The organism is Kitasatospora sp. NPDC056446, assembly GCF_042796115.1.
GTDB lineage: Bacteria > Actinomycetota > Actinomycetes > Streptomycetales > Streptomycetaceae > Kitasatospora.
On record NZ_JBHTRF010000036.1, the window covers coordinates 21,359 to 38,333 of the forward strand.

Below are 16,975 nucleotides of genomic sequence, written 5' to 3' on the forward strand. Positions count from 1 at the left end.
GGGGTGGGGGGGGCCCCCGGGGGGGGGGGGGGGGGGGGGGGGGCCGGGGGGGCGCGCGGGGGGGGGGGCGCGCCCCGCCCCGGGAGGAGGCCGCGGACTACTGGGTGACGGTCGGCAGCTTCGCGGTGAGCGCGGTCGGGACGCTGACGACGTCGTTCAGGTCGAGCTTGCCGGGGCCGAAGTCGCTCGCCGCCAGGGCCTTCTTCCCGCCGCCGTTGACGACCTGCCAGACGGTGTTGCTGTCGGGCGACAGCAGCAGGGTGCCGTCGCTCGGCGCGGCCTTCGCGGCGGCCGAGGCCTCCCAGGCGCCGGGGACCGGACGCAGCGGGCGCTTGTCGTAGCCGAAGGCGGTGAAGTCGGTGGCGCTCAGCGGGACGGCCATGCCGCCGGCCATCACGTACACCACCGGGTCGGTGCCGGACACGTTCTTGACGACGGTGCCATTGGCCAGCGGCCGGGCCGCCAGCTTGCCCTCCCAGACCTCGGGGGCTCCCACGATGGCCCGGCCCGCGTAGGGGCCGGTGAGCTCGACGTTGGTCAGCGGCAGCGCGGAGTTGTTCACGACCACGTAAACGCTCGGGTCGGTGCCGGCCTGGCCCTTGATCAGGGTGCCGTCGGCCGGGGCGGCGGCGGCCGCGCGGCCGAGCCAGGTGCCCGGGACGTCGGTCAGCGGCTTCTTGTCGTAGCCGTCGGCGGTCCACTCGGCGCCGGAGATCGCCGCGGCGGCACCGCCGACCATCACGTAGCGGCTCGAGTCGGTGCCGGACACGTTCTTGACGACGGTGCCGTCGGCGAGCGGGCGGGCGGTCAGGCCGGCCTCCCAGGCCTCGGGGACGGTGACGATGTCCCGGCCCGCGTAGGGCCCGGTGAACTCGACGTCGGTCAGCAGCAGCGCGGTGTTCCTGACCACCACGTAGACGCTCGGGTCGGCACCGGACTGCCCCTTGATCAGGGTGCCGTCGGCCGGGGCGGCTGCCGCCGCGCGGCTCAGCCAGGCGCCGGGCACGGCCATGGCGGGCTGGCTGCTGTAGCCCTCGGCGGACCACTCGGAGGCGGCGATGTGCGCCGCCGCACCGCCGGCCGTCACGTAGCGCTCGGCGGAGCCGTTCTGGTCCATCAGGACGGTGCCGTTCGGCAGCGGCTTGGCGGCGGCGGTCCGCAGCCAGTCGCCGGGGACGCCCATCAGCATCCGCTGGTCGTAGCCGTCGGCCGTCCACTCGGCGCCGGAGATCGGCAGCGCCGTGCCGTTGACCATCACGTAGCGGCCGGAGTCGGCGCCGGACTGGTCCATGACCACCCAGCCGGAGGTCAGGGTGCCCTGGACGGCGTTCTTCAGCCAGCTGGTCGGCACGCCCATGTCGGGTCGGCTGCCGTAGCCGCCGGTGTTCCAGTCCGAGGCGGAGATCGGCAGGGCGACGCCGTTGATCACCACGTAGCGGGGCGCGCCGCCGGCCGCGTCGTGCACCACCGTGCCGGTGGGGGGCGAGGTCGGCAGGCCCTTGAACGCGGCGTCGTCGACCTGGACGATCTTGTTCAGGTCGTAGCCGTCGGCCGCGACGTCCGAGGCGGTGATCGGGACGCCGGAGCCCGAGATGATCACCTTGACGTCCGGGCCGCTCGCCGACTTCACCAGGGTGCCGGTCGGCAACGTGGACGGGTTCGGGTTGGCGGCCGGGGTGTCCTTGGGGACCGGGGAGATGTAGCCGCTGATCCGCTGGCCCCACGGGGCGGAGCCGACGGAGTAGTTGCTGGTGGAGGCCTGCTGGACGCGGCCCTCGCTGAAGCCGGAGCTGTGCCCCTCGTTGCCGCCGAGGATGGTGACGGTGCCGTTGCCGACCCCGACCACCAGCGCCACGTGCTGGGCCCAGTCCCTGGAGTAGTCGTAGTTGTAGACGACCGCGTCGCCGACCCGCGGGTCGTTGTGCAGCGTGCCGTGACGGCGCCCGTAGTCGAAGAAGCTCGCGGCGGCGGGGGTGAGCTCGTTCATGTACGCCGCGCCGTTCCGGCCCCAGACCCAGCCGGCGAAGTCCGCGCACCAGGCCTGGGAGGCCCGGTTGTTTCCGGCACAGGAGTTGCTGGAACCGTCGCCGGGGACGTAACCCCCGTGGGCGCAGGGCCCGTTGTAGAGCTCCGCGTTGGCGGTGGCGGCGATGCCGTTGGCGTCGGCGTGAGCGGGCAGGACGGTCAGGCCGGTCATCGCGGTGGCGGCGATGACGGTCGCGATGCCGGTCTTTCCGAGCTTGCGGGCGACGCTGGACATGGAGGTGCTCCTGTCGGTGTGAAGAGTGAGAAGTCGCTGTGATCGGCTGCGCGGTGGGAGCCGGAAGTTCGCGGGCACGCCCCGGTGGCGGACGGCTGCCCTGCAGGAGCAGCGGTCGACGGCGGACACGGGGACGGCGCAGGCGGTGCGAGAGGCGGTACGGAAGCGGGGCGGGAAGAACGGAGGCCGGTCGGCCGGCTCCGGCCGTGGCCGGCTACTCCCAGATGGTGTTGGCCGGGATGATGACGGCGGCCCGGGTCTCCGGCGCGGCGGAGTGGCCGGCGGTCTGGCCGGCGGTCTGGCCGGCGACGGCGGGGAGCAGCGCGGCGAAGGCGAGGGCGGTGACCGCGGCGGCCTTGCGGAGGTTGGTGCGCAGCATGGTTCGGTTCCTTTGCGAGAGCTGGGACGAAGGGTGGTTCCGGTCTCGCGTCCCGCGGTGACGCGTCGTCCGGTCCTGCCCGCCGGGTGTCTCTCCCGGCCGGCATGAACAAGCTTCGTCGCAGCTCAGGGGTATCGGAAGGGCTACCGGCTGGACGGATTCGGTCCTGGACAGTTCCGTCCAGCCTGGCCGGAAGCGGCACCGGGAACGTCCCCGCGGACGGCACCGGGAACGGCCCCGCCGACGGCACCGGGAGCGGCCCCGGCCGAGGGGTCGTAGGAGGACAGCAGCCACTCGTGGAGCGGGGTGATCAGCGGGGCCTCGGCGCGGGTGACGGTCCAGCCGTCCAGGACCGGCATGGACCCGACGGCACGGAGGCAGGCCTCGCCCGCCCGGCGTTCGGCGTCCGCCAGCCGGTCCGCGATCAGGAAGAGACCCAGCACGGTGGTGGAGTCCGCCCGCGGGTGCACCGAGACGTGTTCGACCGGCTCCCGGGGGTCGGCCGTCGCCCGGATGAACTCGGGGACTCCCGAGGGCAGTTCGACACCGGGTGCGGGCGGGCGGAGGACGGCGTGGACGAGGTACATGGACCCGACACTCCCAAACCGCCCGGGTCGGCGCATAGACACCCAAGGAGGGCTGTTCCGTCCCTGGCCGGAACCGTCCAGAGTGGACCCTGGCCGTACGGACACCGTTCGTGTCATGATCGTTTACAACTACTACACGGAGCCCGCACTGGGGGAACAGCTGTGCTCGCCGCTCTCGGACTGGACACCACCACAGAAACGCTCTACCGCACGATGCTCGCGCACCCCCGGGACGGGGTCGACGCGCTGGCGCGACGACTGTCGGTCCCGCCGGACGAGGTCCGGCGCTCGCTGGACGCCCTCAGCGAACTGGCGCTGATCAGGCCGTCGTACGAGCACGAGGGCGAGCTGCGGGCGGTCTCCCCGGACGTCGGCATGGAGCTGCTGATGGCCCGCCAGCGGACCGAGCTGGCCGCCCAGCAGCTCCGCGTCGAGGCCTCCCGGGCGGCGGCGGCCCAGCTGATCGCCGACTTCGCCGACCTCACGCCCCGCGCCGCCTACCCGGGCGTGGAGCAGCTGACCGGCCTCGACGCGATCCGCGACCGGATCGCCGCCCTGGCCCGCGAACTGACCGACCAGATCATGACCTTCGCCCCGGGCGGCGGGCACAACGAATCGAGCATCGAGGCCTCCAAGCCGCACGACGCGGCCCTGCTGGAGCGCGGGATCCGGATGCGCACCGTCTACCTGGACAGCGTGCGCAACAACCAGCCCACGGTGGCCTACGTCAACTGGCTGACCGAGCTGGGCGGCGAGGTGCGCACCGCCCCGGAGCTGGCCACCCGGATGATCATCTTCGACCGCCGGGCCGCCGTCATCCCGGTGAACAGCGAGGACTCCGGCGCGGCCGCCGTCGTGCTGTCCGGCGACGGCACGCTGACCGCGCTCTGCGCGCTGTTCGAGCACGTCTGGGCGTCGGCCCAGCCGTTGAGCAGCACCGCGGCCAAGGACGAGAGCGGGCTGAGCGCCCAGGAGGCGACGGTCGTCCGGCTGCTGGCCCAGGGGCTCACGGACGACGCCATCGGCAAGCGGCTCGGGGTCTCCCCGCGGACCGCCCGCCGTTCGGCGACGGAGCTGATGGAACGGCTGGGCGCCCGCAGCCGGTTCGAGTTCGGGGTGCGCGCGGTCCAGCACGGCTGGCTGCCCGCGAAGGCCTGATCCTCCCCGCCCACCGGGCCCCAGCCTCAGGACTCCGGCAGCCCCCGCGTCGCGAGGGTCTGGTTCTTGTACCCCCGCACACCGGTGATCTCGACGCCGAACCAGTCCGGCGGGGTGAAGGCCTCGGCCTCGGCCACCGAGCCGAACTCCACCTCGGCGGTCAGCAGGCCCGTCAACTCGCCCTGGTAGACGTCGACATGGATGGTGACACCGGCCGAGGCGAAGGTGTACCGGTCCTTGACCAGCCGGGCCCCGGCGGTGGCCGGCCAGAGCTCGGTGAACTCCTGCTCCCCGAGCTCGCGCTCCACCTCGACCCGGACGGACGCCTCTCCCCCGGTCGCGCGCTTGACGCCGAGGACGCGGCTGCCGCCGATCCGCCGCAGCCGCACCTCGGTCCCGTCGTCCTTGATCGCGATGTAGCCCTGCTCGATGTGCTCCCGCACCGCCGTGCCCGGCGGCTCGAAGGAGGCCGGCCGGAACTTGCGCTCGATTTCCAGTGGCATGCCGCACCCTTCCGACGGGCTTCCCGGCCGCCGACACGGCCGGTCCCGTTACCCGCTACCCGCTACCCGCTACCCGCTACCGGTGGGCGACGATACGCCCGGCCGGACGGCTGCGGCCACAGCCACAGCCACAGCCACAGCCACGGTCAGAACGACCGCCCCTCGCCGTGGTACGGCGGCTGCGGCCCGGTCGGGTCGGGCCGGTCCCGCCGGTCGGCGCACAGGGTGGAGCTGAGCCTGGTCAGCAGTTCGGCGAGGTCGGTGTACTGCCGCTCGTCCCAGTCCCCCAGCAGGTCGGCGAGTTGGGTGCGCCGGGCGGCGACCAGCCGCAGCGCCACCGCCTCCCCCGGTTCGGTGAGCCGCAGCGGCAGCCCGCCGGTCCGCGCGGCCAGCCCACGCCCCTCCACCTCCCGGACGGCCTCCTCGACGACGGCGACCGGCACGATCCGCCGTTCGGCCAGTTCGGCCGGCTCGACCGAGCCGTGCTGGTGCATCTGGAGGAGCAGCCAGCTGGAGGCGGGCAGCAGGTCGAGCCCGGCGGTGGCGGTGATCCGCCGGAAGAGGTCGCGCCGGGCTTCGCGGGTGCCGAGCACCGAGAGCGCGCGGGCGATCTCGTCCAGGGAGGTGCGCTCGACCGGGTTGAGCCCGATGGACTCGCTGAGGTCCGGCGCGGTGACGGTGGAACGAAGCTTCTGTTCGCGCAGGAAGAGCGACAGCACGAAGGCGACCACCGCGACGGGCACCGCGTACAGGAAGACGCGGGTGATCGACTCGGCGTACGCGTGGTAGACCCCCGCCTGGACGGCGGCCGGCAGCCGGGGGACGACCCTCGGGTCGGCGGCGATGGCCTCCGGCCGGAAGCCGGGCGGCAGCGGCACCCCCGCGAGGGCGTCGGCGAGCCGGTCCTTCAGTCCGCTCGCGAAGATCGTCCCGAAGATGGAGACGCCGAAGGAGGCCCCGATGGAGCGGAAGAAGGTCGCGCCGGCGGTCGCCACGCCGAGGTCCTCGTACCCGACCGAGTTCTGCACGATCAGCACCAGCACCTGCATCACCAGGCCGAGCCCGAGGCCGAAGACCAGGAAGTAGGCGCTCATCTCGGCCGTGCCGGTGTGCTCGTCCAGCCGGGAGAGCAGCAGCAGCCCGACCGTGGTGACGGCCGTTCCGGCGATCGGGAAGACCCGGTAGTGGCCGGTGCGGGCGACGATCTGGCCGGAGCCGATGGAGGTGAGCAGCATGCCGAGCACCATCGGCAGCATGTGGATGCCGGACATGGTGGGCGAGACCCGCATGACCACCTGGAGGAAGGTCGGCAGGTAGGTGAGCGCGCCGAACATCGCGAAGCCGATCACGAAGGAGATCACCGCGACCAGGCTGAAGGTCCGCGAGCGGAACAGCCGCAGCGGCAGGACCGGCTCCACGGCGGCCCGCTCGACGAGGACGAAGACGAGCAGCAGGACCAGCCCCAGCACGCCGAGGCCGACGATCTGCCAGGAGTTCCAGGCCCAGGTGGTGCCGCCGAGCGAGGTCATCAGCACCAGGCAGGTGGCGACGGCGGCGATCAGGACGGTGCCCGGGTAGTCGATCCGGTGCTCGCGCCGCACCTCCCGGCTGTGCAGCACCGCCGCGATCACCAGCAGGGCGGCGATGCCGATCGGCAGGTTGATGTAGAAGACCCAGCGCCAGCTGAGGTGGTCGACGAACAGCCCGCCGAGCAGCGGTCCGAGCACGCTGGTGACGCCGAACACCGCGCCGAACAGGCCCTGGTAGCGGCCGCGGTCCCGGGGCGGGACGAGGTCGCCGACGATCGCCTGGGAGAGCACCATGAGCCCGCCGCCGCCCAGGCCCTGCAAGGCCCGGAAGGCGATCAGCTCGCCCATGCCCTGCGCGATCCCGCACAGCACCGAGCCGAGCAGGAAGATCACGATGGAGGCCTGGAAGAAGCGCTTCCGGCCGTACATGTCGCCGAGCTTGCCCCAGAGCGGGGTCGCGGCGGTGGCGGCCAGCATGTAGGCGGTGACCACCCAGGAGAGGTGGTCGAGGCCGCCGAGGTCGCTGACGATGGTGGGCAGCGCGGTGGAGACGATGGTCTGGTCGAGGGCGGCGAGCAGCATCGCCAGCAGCAGCGCGCCGATCGTCAGCCAGAGGTTGGGGACGGCGGCCGTCGGCGGGCCGGGCTCGCCCTCCGGGCTCCGGTCGGACGCGGCGGGCGGCTCCGTCATGGCGTCTCCGTGGGCATGGCGCCTCCGTAGGGGGTCGCGGGTCCCGGTCCGTCGGTGCGCGGGTCCCGGCTGGCGGGTCCGTTCGGACGCGGCGAGCGGATGATCACTCCCAGCTCACCATGCTGGCAGATTCGTCCCGTTTTGTTCCGTCGGGTTGAGCCGAACGTAAGCACCGGGGACTTCCCCGGCGTCCCGGGCGTTCCAGGAGGAGCCAACCGGCACCAACCGGCACAACACCCCCGCCGGGAGCCGGACGCCCCTGTCCACCCCCCGGGCCGTCCTGCATAATCAGGCGCGATCGTGCGCCCGGGATCCGCCCGGAGCCGCCGAGACCGCCCGCGAAACCGTTGCGAAACCGAGGAGGACCGGCCGATGCCGGACCAGCACTGCCCGACGTGCGGCACCGCGCGCTCGACCGGGTGCGGCTGCGTCCCGGACCCGAGCCTCACCGAGACCGCCGTCCTCCCGCACATCGAGGGCCCGCCGCTGGTCCGGCCGTACGTGCCGCAGACCGCCGACCAGGTCGCCGACGAGCCGCCGGCGGGCACCCCGGTCGTCGACCCGTTCGCGACCGCCCTGCTGCCGCCGGTCCCCCCGGGGCACCCGGCCCCGCCGAGACACCCGGCCGCGCCCCCGCTGGGGCCGGACGCGGACGCCTACGCCACCACCGTGCTGCCGCCGGTCCCCACCGGCCGGGCCCCGCTCGGACCGGACGCCGACGCCTACGCCACCACCGTGCTGCCGCCGGTCCCGCCCTCCGGGCCGGGCGCGTACGCGGCGGCCCCGCCGCTGGGCCCCGGCGCGCCGGAGAACCGCCCCGGCGGCGGGACCGAGATCGGGCTCTTCCCCATCGCCACCGGCCCGGACGGGCCGGACGCCGGCGGCCGGGCCGCGCGCCGGGCCGCCGAGCAGGCCGCCCGGAACCCGCTCGCCCGGCGCAAGGGGCTGCTCGTCGGCGTCGGCGCCGCGCTGGTGGCGCTCACCATCGGCGTCGCGTACGCGGTGACGCCCTCCTCCGGGCCGGACGCCAAGCAGGCGCTGCCGCTGCCGAGCACCACCCTGGCGCCCGCGCCGGTCGACCCCGCCCCGGCCGCGCCCACCCCGGTCGCCACGACGCCGGCCGACGAGACGCCGAGCCCGACGGCCACCCCCACCCGCAAGCCGAGCCCGACCAGGACCCCCACCCCGACGCCGACCCCCACGCCCACACCGACGCCGACCCCGGTCCAGACGCCCACCCCGACCCCCACCCCGGTCCAGACGCCGACCGCCACCACCCCGACGCCCGCCGCCACCCCGACCCCCCGGGTGCTGCAGTACGGGATGAGCGGACCGGACGTCACCGCCATGCAGCAGAAGCTCGCCCTGGTGATCTGCTGGGCGTCGGTGCCGGTGACCGGCCAGTTCGACGACACCACCGTGAACACCGTCGGCTACTTCCAGTGGATGCAGGGCGTCCAGGGCGACAAGCGGGGCGTGTTCGGCCCCAACACCCGTGCCGCCCTGGACAAACGCACCACCTGCTGACAGCCGGCCCGCCGTCGGCGGGCCGCTCCGGTTCAGCCCGTGATCGCCCCGACGAGGCTGATGCCCGCCAGCACCACCATGATCCCCGCCGCCACCCGGATGATCAGCTTCATCGGCACGTACTTGAGCAGCTTCTGCCCGCCCACGATGGCGACCCCGCCGACCGCGCAGAGCGCCAGCCAGGAGCCGATGCCGACGGCCAGCGGATCGGCGTACTTGGCGGCCAGGTTGGCGGTCATGATCTGGGTCAGGTCGCCGAACTCGGCGATCGCGACGACCACGAAGCTCGCCCCGGCCACCTTCCAGAAGCTGTTCGAGGACGGCTCCTTGGCGGCGTGCCCGTCATCGTCGCCGCCGCCGTGGAACAGCAGCATCGCCGCGCCGGCCAGGAAGAGCAGGCCGGTGACGCCCTCCACCCAGCGGTGCGGCAGCAGCGACAGCAGGTGTCCGGCGACGAGCGCGATGCCCACCTGGAGGGCGAAGGCGGCGGCGATGCCCGCGAACACGTAGCTCGCCCGGTACTTGGTGCCGAGCACCAGACTGGCCAGCGCGGTCTTGTCCGGCAGTTCGGCCAGGAAGATGATGCCGAAGGTCAACGCGGCAACGGTCAGACTCATCAAAGGGATCCTCGGTCGGGCTGCCCGGCCTCCGCAGCTCCGTCAGGGGACGCTTCGGCCCGACAGCACTGGTCATGGTCACAGCACTGCGGCCGAAGGTCTCGCCGGCACCGCTGTGAGCGGTACCCCGGGCGCCGGGCCCCTGGGGGCCAGTATGTCGACGGTCCGGTGGAGGGCTACTCCCCTTCAACGCCCCCAAGGGTACCCGACGCCGCCGGGTGTCCCCGGCGACGGTCGGCCGTCATCGGCCGTCGCCCGGTTCCCCCGCCGTCACCAGGCCCCGGCCGACCAGTTCCAGTACCACCACGATCGCCACCGACTCCACCGCCAGCAACCCGACCAGCACGAACAGCTGCACCGCCCCCGCCTGGACCGGCGAGGCGCCGCCGAGCAGCATCCCGACGAAGGCCCCGGGCAGCGTGACCAGCCCGACCGTACGGGTCTGGTCCAGGGCCGGGACGAGCGAAGTCGCCGCGGCCGTGCGGCAGATCTCCAGCCGCGCCTCCCGCTCCTCGAAGCCGAGCGCCAGCGCCGCCTCCACCTCGCCGCGCCGCTGCCGCAGCTCGTCCAGGGCGCGCCGCCCGGCCAGCGAGGTGGCGGTGAGGCCGCCGCCGATCAGGATGCCCGCGACCGGGATGACGGACAGGCCCTTCGGTGGCAGCAGTCCGACCGCCAGCAGCAGGACGAGCACCGGCAGCACCCCGGCGCCGATCGGGGCGGCGGCCCACACCCAGCCGGGACCGGGGGTCATCCGCCGCCCGGCGGTGCGCACCGCGACCGTGAACATCAGCAGCACGAACAGCGCCGACCACCAGAGCGAGCTCACCACCCAGCTGATCACCGCGGCGACGGCCGCAAGCTGGACCACCGCCCGCAGCCCGGCCCGCAGCACCGCGTGCCCGTGGCCGAGCAGGCCCCGCCCGGCCACCGCGACGGCCGCCAGCAGCAGCACGGCGGCGACCACCCCGAGCACCGGGGTGACCGGCAGCAGCTGGCCGGCGGCGGCCGCAAGGCCCATCAGATCCAGCTGGTGAACCACATCCGGTCCTGCCAGGACGACATCGGGATCACCTCCGCCGTGTACAGCGGGTAGAAGAAGGCGAAGCAGCCGACGATCGCGAGCACGATCGCCCCCGCCCCGATCGCGCCGACCCGGCGGCGCCGGGGGCCGCAGCCGGGCGGGCCGAGCATCGCGCCGAGCATCTGGGCCACGGCCAGGCACAGGAACGGCACCAGCACGACCATGTAGAACGAGAAGATCGTCCGCTCCTGGTACCGGAACCAGGGCAGGTAGACCGCGGCCACCGCGCACAGCACCGCGCCCGAGCGCCAGTCCCGCCGGAAGAACCAGCGCCACAGCAGGTAGACCAGCGCGAAGCAGGCCGCCCACCACAGGAACGGCGTGCCCAGGCCCAGGATCTGCGCCGAGCAGCCGCCGGAGGAGGTGCAGCCGCGCGTCCCGGCCGGGACCTGCTCCCAGTACATGGAGACGGGGCGGCCGTCGACCAGCCAGGCGAAGGGGTTGGACTGGTACGTGTGCGGGGTGCTCAGGCCGGTGTTGAAGTCGTACATCTGCGAGTGGTAGTGCCACAGGCTGCGCAGCGGAGCAGGCACCCAGCCCATCGGCACCTGCGGCAGCGGGACGCCGAGGAAGCTGTCCGGGGAGAGCCCGGCGCGGCCGTCGGCCCAGTGCCGGTCGTACCCGCCGGCGCCGCCCGCACCGCTCGCCAGCCAGCCGCCCCAGGCACCGACGTACACCACCAGGGCGGAGCCGACCATGGCGAGGAAGGCGGGCCCGGCGTCCCGGCGCAGCATGGCGCGCCAGGGGCGGCGGGCGCCCGCGCCTCGGCGGCCGGCCTGGTCCCACAGGACGGTCAGGATGCCGAAGGCGGCGAGGATCGGGGCACCGTTCCACTTGACCGCGCAGGCGGCGCCGACGAACACCCCGGCGGCGATCCGCCAGGGGCGCGGGCCGAGTCGCACCCGGTCGATGTCCCGGCCGGCCCCGGCAGCCTCCGCCAGCCGGGCGCGGGCGTGGTCGCGGTCGATCAGCAGGGCGCCGAAGGAGGCGAGCACGAAGAACATCTGGATGCCGTCGAGCAGGCCGACCCGGCTCATCACCAGCTGCAGGCCGTCCACCGACATCAGCAGCGCGGCGGTGCAGCCGATCAGGGTGGAGCCGAAGAGCCGGCGGCCGATCCGGGCCAGCATCAGCACGGTGACGGTGCCGAGCAGGGCGGTCATGAACCGCCAGCCGAAGGGGTGCAGGCCGAACAGCTGCTCCCCGACCGCCATCACCCACTTGCCCAGCGGCGGGTGCGCGATGAACTCGGGCGCGGAGCCGAGCGGGACGGACTGCGGGACGGCCAGGATGTCGGCGTTGGCGTGGTCGGGCCAGCTGCCCTCGTAGCCCTGCCGGAGCAGTGACCAGGCGTCCTTGGGGTAGTACGTCTCGTCGAAGACGAAGGCGTTGGGGTAGCCGAGGTTCCAGAACCGCAGCAGGCCGGCGAAGAGCGCGACGCCGATCGGCCCGAGCCAGCCGGAGCGGTCGGCCGCCCAGCGGACCAGGCCCGCGCGCGGGGCCGGTGCGGGGGCGGCTGCGGCCGGGGCCGCCGGGGGGTGCGTGAGCGCCGCTTGCGTCATAGCCTCGCCGATTCGCCTGTCTGCTCTGCCCGGGCCCCGCGGCTGCGGCCGGATCCGGGCGGTCAACAGCCACTGACACTATGTGGCGGTGCCCGTGAAGCCAAGCGCGACGGGCGCCGACCAGGTGACCTGGTCGGCGCCCGTTTCGAACGCTTTTGCGCGCACGCCCCTTACGCGGCGGTCTGGAGCTCCCGGACCGGGACGGCGTGGACCACGGCCGGGGCGGCGTTGTCCTGCTCCGCTGTGAGGTACGGGCGCAGCCGCAGCGCCAGGACGACGATCAGCAGCGTCGAGCCCGCCATGGCCGCCAGGTAGAGCGGCCAGGTGCCGGAGCCGACCAGCAGCACGCCGACGGCCGGGCCGACCGCGATCGCGATCTGCTTCACCAGGGCGTACCCGGCGTTGTAGGTGCCGAGCAGCCGGGCCGGGGCGAGCTCGGCCACCATCGGGCCCATGGTGGGCGCGAGCAGCGACTCGCCGACGCCGAAGAGGGCGTAGATCGAGACGATGGCGACCGTGGCGGCCATCGCCTCGGTCCGGATCAGGCCGGCGACCAGGGCCATCGCCCAGGCGCCGAGCCAGACCAGGCCGGCGGCGGCCATCGCGGTGGTGCGGCGGCGGCGCGCGGTGATCCGCACCATGAACATCTGCAGCACCACGATGGTCAGCGCGTTGGCGCCGATCGCGAAGCCCAGGGTGGAGGGCGCGGTGCCGACGGTGTCGGTGGCGAAGGCCGCGACGCCGGACTCGAACTGGCCGTAGCAGGTGAAGAAGATCAGCCCGGCGAGGACGCAGAGCCGCAGCATCGCCTTGTCGGCGACCAGGGCGCGCAGGCCGGTCGGGCCGTCGCTCTTCTCGTGCAGGACGCTCAGCTGGAGGCGGGGCATCCGGGCGGTGCCGGTGACCAGGGCCAGGCCCAGGAAGGTCGCCGCCTCGATGGTGAACAGCCGGGTCAGGCTGGCCGGGTCGGCGACGTTCACGATCTGCCCGCCGACCAGGGCGCCGATGCCCATGCCCAGGTTGACCAGGGTGAACTGGAGCGCGAAGGCGTGCGAGCGGGTCGCCGCCGTCGAGCAGCGGACGACCATCGTGGCGAGGGCCGGCTGGCAGGTGGTGACACCCGCGCCGAACAGGAAGGAGGAGACCAGCAGGGCCGGGGTGCCGGTGGCGTGGCCGAAGGCGAACGCGCCGGTGGCGGCGAGCGCCGCACCGGCCAGCAGCACCGGCCGGGGCCCGTAGCGGTCGATGCCGCGCCCGGTGAACGGGAGGACGGCGAGGGCCGCCAGCGCGAAGACGGTGAACACCATCCCGGCCGCCAGCGAGCCCAGCCCGCGCACCTGGTCCACGTACACGAACATGTACGGCATCGTGAAGCCGCTGCCGAACGCACTGAGTGCGTTGCCGATCTGGACGCGGCGCAGCGGGCTGCCCGCCCCACGTCGCTGCTGCCTCTGCTGCTTCACCGTGCCGGTCACCGTGCACATCCCTTCCTGGATTTCGACTGGATACTCTTAAGTCCAGAAGATTTCAGAGCTAAAGTTTGACAAGATAAAGTCTTAGCACCGGAAGAGTGCGGAGTCAAAGGCTTAAGGAGTGCACGCCCGTGCGACACTGGTCCGCATGACTACGGACAAGCCGGCGCCGGCTGCCGCCAAGCCCGCCCCGGCCACCCCCCTGGAGTTCGCCGTCGCCGAGCAGGTGGCCGTCTACCAGCGGGAGTTCCCCACCGTCGACCCCCAGGTGGAGACGATCGTCCAGACCCTCAACCGGGTCTCCCGGCGGATGGGCGTGGCGTACGACCGGCAGCTGACTGTGCTCGGAATCACCTCCGCCGAGTGGGAGGTGCTGAAGGCACTGGTGGTCTCCGGCAGCCCCTACCGGCTGGGTCCGGGCGAGCTCGCCAAGCGGCTCGGGCTCACCCCGGCGGCGATGACGCACCGGATCGACCGGATGGTCGCCGACGGCCTGGTCACCCGGGACCGGGACGAGTCCAACCGGGTGCGGGTGATCATCGAGCTGACCGAGGCCGGCCGCGACAAGTGGCTGGAGTCGATGCGGATGGCGGCGGTGTTCGAGGAGGGCCTGCTGCAGGACATCACGGGCGAGGAGCGCACCGTGCTCTCCGGGCTGCTGGCCCGGATGCTGCGGCGGATCGAGGAGAGCCGTCCGGACGCGTCCGGACGCCCCGCCGACCAGGGCTGAGCACCGCCGGGGGCGGACCCGGGCCCGGGAACGGCGAAGTCCGGCCCGCCGGGGGTGCTCCCCCGGCGGGCCGGACTCATGACCGCAGGTGCTGCGAGGGTCCGTCAGGCCCTCGGCGACTCAGCGGGTCAGTGGTTCAGCGCTTCAGCGCTTCAGCAGGGACCGTTGTCGGTCCAGACGCCCCACTGGCCGCTCAGGCTCGGGTCGTCGCCCTTGGTCCACCACTTGTTGGTGTAGTAGTGGCCCTTCCAGGAGACCTTGGTGCCGCCGGCCGCGTAGGTGGTGTTGGTGTCCCAGCTCGGGGCGGCCGAGCAGGTGGCCGGGGTGGTCGGGGTACCGGTGGGGGTGCCGGTCGGCGTACCGGTCGGGGTGCCCGTCGGCGTGCCGGTGGGGGTGCCGGTCGGCGTCTGGGTCGGGGTCGGGGTGCCGGTCGGCGGGGCCGGGCAGCCGGCCGCGGAGCCGTTGGTGGCGTTCACCATCGTGTCGAACAGGCTGGTCTTGGTGCCCAGGTCGTACAGCGAGAAGGCGAAGGAGCCGCCGAGCCCGTTGCAGTGCGCGTAGTCGAGCTTGGCCTGGATGGACTTGGCGTCCTCACCGCTCCAGAAGGTGTTGCCGTCGTAGAAGTACGTGGCCTTGGCGTCGTCGTCCCAGAAGGTCCTGGACGGGTTGTCGACGAAGCCCGCGAGCTCCTTGTACATCTGGATGCCGGGGACGTTGCCGGACATCGCCGCACCGGCCGCCGGGCTGGTGGCGGGCTGGAAGAGGCCGTTCTTGCCGTTGTTCTGGACACCGGTCCAGCCGCGGTAGTAGAACGGCACACCCATGTTGATCTTGTTGGCCGGGAAGCCGCCGGGGATGCCGTAGGCCGCGTCGCCGACCGTCCACGCCTTGATGGCGTTGTCGATCGAGTACTTGCCGTTGCCCGGCTTGGCCGGGGACGACGGGTCGTTCGGGCCCGAGTAGATCGGCGCCTGGTGGTTGGTCGGCCCCTGCGGGTCCCAACCGCCGTGCATGTCGTAGGTCATGACGTCGAGGAAGGTCAGGTACTGACCGATCTTGTCGGTCTCGACGTTCATGATCTTGTCCTGGCCGGCGCCGACCGCCGCCGACAGGGCGTAGGTCTTGTTGTCGGCCTTGCCCTGCGCGTCCAGCTGGGTGCGGAACTCCTTCAGCAGCGCGGTGAAGTTCTGCTTGTCGGCCGGGCTGGAGAGGTTGCCGGCGTGGCCGCCGCCGCCCGGGTACTCCCAGTCGATGTCGATGCCGTCGAAGACGCCGGCGCCCGAGCCCGGGCCGCCGAAGCCGGCGTCCGAGGGCAGGTTGCCCTTGATGAACATGTCGATGCAGGACGACACCAGGTGCTTGCGCGAGGCGTCCGTGGCGGCGGCCGGCGAGAAGTACTTGGAGTAGGTCCAACCGCCCAGCGAGAGCAGGACCTTGAGGTTCGGGTTCTTCGCCTTCAGCTTCTTCAGCTGGTTGAAGTTGCCCGCGATCGGCTGGTTCCAGACGTCGCCGACGCCGTCGACCGAGATGTCCGCGCCGAAGCTCTTCTGGTAGTCGGCGAACGCGTCGCCCGCGCCGTCACCCGCGTTGGGGTTGTTGTCGTTGGTGTCGGCGGCCTTGGTGGCCTCGAAACAGCCCAGGTCGGACGGGTGGATGTTGGCGAAGTCGTAGATCAGGTAGTCCAGCTTCCCGGCCACGCCGGTGTCCTGGATCGTCTTCGGGTAGTACCCGTTGGCGTAGACCGACCACTGGTCGTAGTAGGCGACCTTGATGCCGCCGCTGGTGGCGGGCGCGCCGGTGGCGTTGGTGGTCGCGGCGTTGGCCGCGGCGCCGCCGGACAGCGCGAGGCCCGCGCCGAGCAGCAGGGAGGCGGTGGTGCCGGCCGCGACGGCGGCCAGGCTCTTCGGACGGCGTCGGCGGCCGTCCTGCGGGGCCGGGGCCCCGGCCCTTTCGATGCGTGAGCGCAGCATGGGTGCGTGACTCTCCTGGTTGTGGGGGTTCCCGCCGGTCCGGGGGCGCGCGTCCGGGGTGGGGCCGGACGACCGGGACATGACAGGAATGACGGGGGAATCGAGCGGATCAGGCATGACGGACACCGGGATGTGCCGAACCGGCGCCGACGGCACGAGGCCTTCGGCGCCGGTTCAGGGGCTCCCTGCACCTGGGCATAAAAATGGACTAGACCAACTCGCCCGTCAAGGGGTGCTGTTGGGCCTTGAGACCCGCTTAAGGTTCCGCCCCCGCGCTGAGCTGGGCGTCAGTACCTGACGGCGTTGGCGACCTCGGCCTTGACCGTGCCGGACAGATCCCGGTTGCTGTGCGCGGTGGCCTGGGCGCTCTGCCCGGCGGCCACGTCCTGGACGGTCACCGCGGTCGCGTCGAGCACCTTGCCGGACCCGTCGGTGAAGTCCAACTGGACCACGTACCGGTACGACTGCTGACCGTGGTTGGTGACGGTCAGCTGCACCTGCGCCTTGCCGTCCGAGCCGGTGGTCACCTCGCCCAGGGAGACGTCCGCCTTGGCGTCCAGCCCGCCCTTGATCCCCGACACCGCCGAGGAGGCCGCCGACACCGCCGCCGAGGCCTGCGCCTCCGCCGAGGCGATCGCCGCCCCCGCCCCGCCGGCCGCCGAGGCCAGCGCCGAGGCCGCCGAGGCGGCGGCGCTCGCCCCCTTCTCCACGGCGGCGGCCGCCTCGGAGGCGACACTGCTCGCGCTCTTGCCGGAGGAGCAGCCGGCCAGCGCCACCGCGCCGGCCAGGGCCGCGGCCAGCACCCCGGCCACCGCCCGGTACCGGTGGCGCGACGGCGGCGCGGCCAGGTCCCGCGCGGTGGTCCTGGGCGGGGTCGTGGCCCGGGTGGGCGGCTGGCGGTCCATGCGGT

Annotated in this window: 14 protein-coding genes; 3 read left to right on the top strand and 11 right to left on the bottom strand. The window is 73.1% G+C overall.

The window, feature by feature from the left end; all coding sequences use genetic code 11:
• Nucleotides 1-97 precede the first annotated feature (97 nt).
• The 3 genes from ACFQ6N_RS22505 to ACFQ6N_RS22515 form a co-directional block, all read right to left on the bottom strand.
• Nucleotides 98-2,260: a CHAP domain-containing protein gene (locus ACFQ6N_RS22505; protein ID WP_380651717.1), complete on the bottom strand. Its 2,163-nt coding sequence runs from the start codon at nt 2,258-2,260 to the stop codon at nt 98-100.
• A 214-nt stretch (nt 2,261-2,474) separates the two neighbouring features.
• Complete coding sequence (locus tag ACFQ6N_RS22510) at nt 2,475-2,639, bottom strand: hypothetical protein (RefSeq protein ID WP_380651720.1); 165 nt, start codon at nt 2,637-2,639, stop codon at nt 2,475-2,477.
• A 143-nt stretch (nt 2,640-2,782) separates the two neighbouring features.
• A complete protein-coding gene (locus tag ACFQ6N_RS22515; protein WP_380651723.1) occupies nt 2,783-3,226 on the bottom strand; it encodes a hypothetical protein in 444 nt (147 codons plus the stop codon).
• 162 nt (nt 3,227-3,388) lie between these two features.
• Between ACFQ6N_RS22515 and ACFQ6N_RS22520 the strand changes: the two genes are divergently transcribed.
• Nucleotides 3,389-4,384, top strand: a complete 996-nt coding sequence (locus ACFQ6N_RS22520) for a LuxR C-terminal-related transcriptional regulator (RefSeq protein ID WP_380651726.1) — start codon at nt 3,389-3,391, stop codon at nt 4,382-4,384.
• A 26-nt stretch (nt 4,385-4,410) separates the two neighbouring features.
• Here the strand turns inward: ACFQ6N_RS22520 and ACFQ6N_RS22525 are convergent, their stop codons facing one another.
• A complete protein-coding gene (locus ACFQ6N_RS22525; RefSeq protein ID WP_380651729.1) occupies nt 4,411-4,887 on the bottom strand; it encodes an adenylate cyclase in 477 nt (158 codons plus the stop codon).
• 146 nt (nt 4,888-5,033) lie between these two features.
• On the bottom strand, nt 5,034-7,106 hold the full coding sequence (locus ACFQ6N_RS22530) for an MDR family MFS transporter (RefSeq protein ID WP_380651732.1): 2,073 nt from the start codon (nt 7,104-7,106) through the stop codon (nt 5,034-5,036).
• Nucleotides 7,107-7,478: 372 nt separating this feature from the next.
• Here ACFQ6N_RS22530 and ACFQ6N_RS22535 point away from each other — a divergent pair, with 372 nt between their 5' ends.
• Nucleotides 7,479-8,633: a peptidoglycan-binding domain-containing protein gene (locus ACFQ6N_RS22535; RefSeq protein WP_380651735.1), complete on the top strand. Its 1,155-nt coding sequence runs from the start codon at nt 7,479-7,481 to the stop codon at nt 8,631-8,633.
• A 32-nt stretch (nt 8,634-8,665) separates the two neighbouring features.
• Here ACFQ6N_RS22535 and ACFQ6N_RS22540 read toward each other — a convergent pair whose 3' ends face one another.
• The 4 genes from ACFQ6N_RS22540 to ACFQ6N_RS22555 all read right to left on the bottom strand — a co-directional run bounded on the left by ACFQ6N_RS22540 (nt 8,666) and on the right by ACFQ6N_RS22555 (nt 13,368).
• Nucleotides 8,666-9,253 (bottom strand): TMEM165/GDT1 family protein, encoded by a 588-nt coding sequence (locus ACFQ6N_RS22540; RefSeq protein ID WP_380651737.1) that lies wholly within the window; start codon nt 9,251-9,253, stop codon nt 8,666-8,668.
• A 238-nt stretch (nt 9,254-9,491) separates the two neighbouring features.
• The gene (locus ACFQ6N_RS22545) at nt 9,492-10,268 is read right to left on the bottom strand and encodes an ABC transporter permease (RefSeq protein WP_380651867.1); all 777 of its coding nucleotides are present in this window, start codon (nt 10,266-10,268) and stop codon (nt 9,492-9,494) included.
• Nucleotides 10,268-11,893 carry a dolichyl-phosphate-mannose--protein mannosyltransferase gene (locus ACFQ6N_RS22550; protein WP_380651740.1) on the bottom strand — a complete coding sequence of 542 codons (1,626 nt, stop codon included), beginning with the start codon at nt 11,891-11,893 and terminating at the stop codon, nt 10,268-10,270. The genes ACFQ6N_RS22545 and ACFQ6N_RS22550 overlap by 1 nt, the downstream gene beginning before the upstream one ends.
• A 170-nt stretch (nt 11,894-12,063) precedes the next feature.
• Nucleotides 12,064-13,368, bottom strand: a complete 1,305-nt coding sequence (locus ACFQ6N_RS22555) for an MFS transporter (RefSeq protein WP_380651743.1) — start codon at nt 13,366-13,368, stop codon at nt 12,064-12,066.
• A 145-nt stretch (nt 13,369-13,513) separates the two neighbouring features.
• Here ACFQ6N_RS22555 and ACFQ6N_RS22560 point away from each other — a divergent pair, with 145 nt between their 5' ends.
• Nucleotides 13,514-14,095, top strand: coding sequence for a MarR family winged helix-turn-helix transcriptional regulator (locus tag ACFQ6N_RS22560; protein ID WP_380651745.1), 582 nt, complete (start codon nt 13,514-13,516; stop codon nt 14,093-14,095).
• A 152-nt stretch (nt 14,096-14,247) separates the two neighbouring features.
• Here the strand turns inward: ACFQ6N_RS22560 and ACFQ6N_RS22565 are convergent, their stop codons facing one another.
• Both ACFQ6N_RS22565 and ACFQ6N_RS22570 read right to left on the bottom strand, forming a co-directional pair.
• Nucleotides 14,248-16,065, bottom strand: a complete 1,818-nt coding sequence (locus tag ACFQ6N_RS22565; protein WP_380651748.1) for a glycosyl hydrolase family 18 protein — start codon at nt 16,063-16,065, stop codon at nt 14,248-14,250.
• A 287-nt stretch (nt 16,066-16,352) separates the two neighbouring features.
• A complete protein-coding gene (locus ACFQ6N_RS22570) occupies nt 16,353-16,970 on the bottom strand; it encodes an FxLYD domain-containing protein (protein ID WP_380651751.1) in 618 nt (205 codons plus the stop codon).
• Nucleotides 16,971-16,975: the final 5 nt, after the last annotated feature.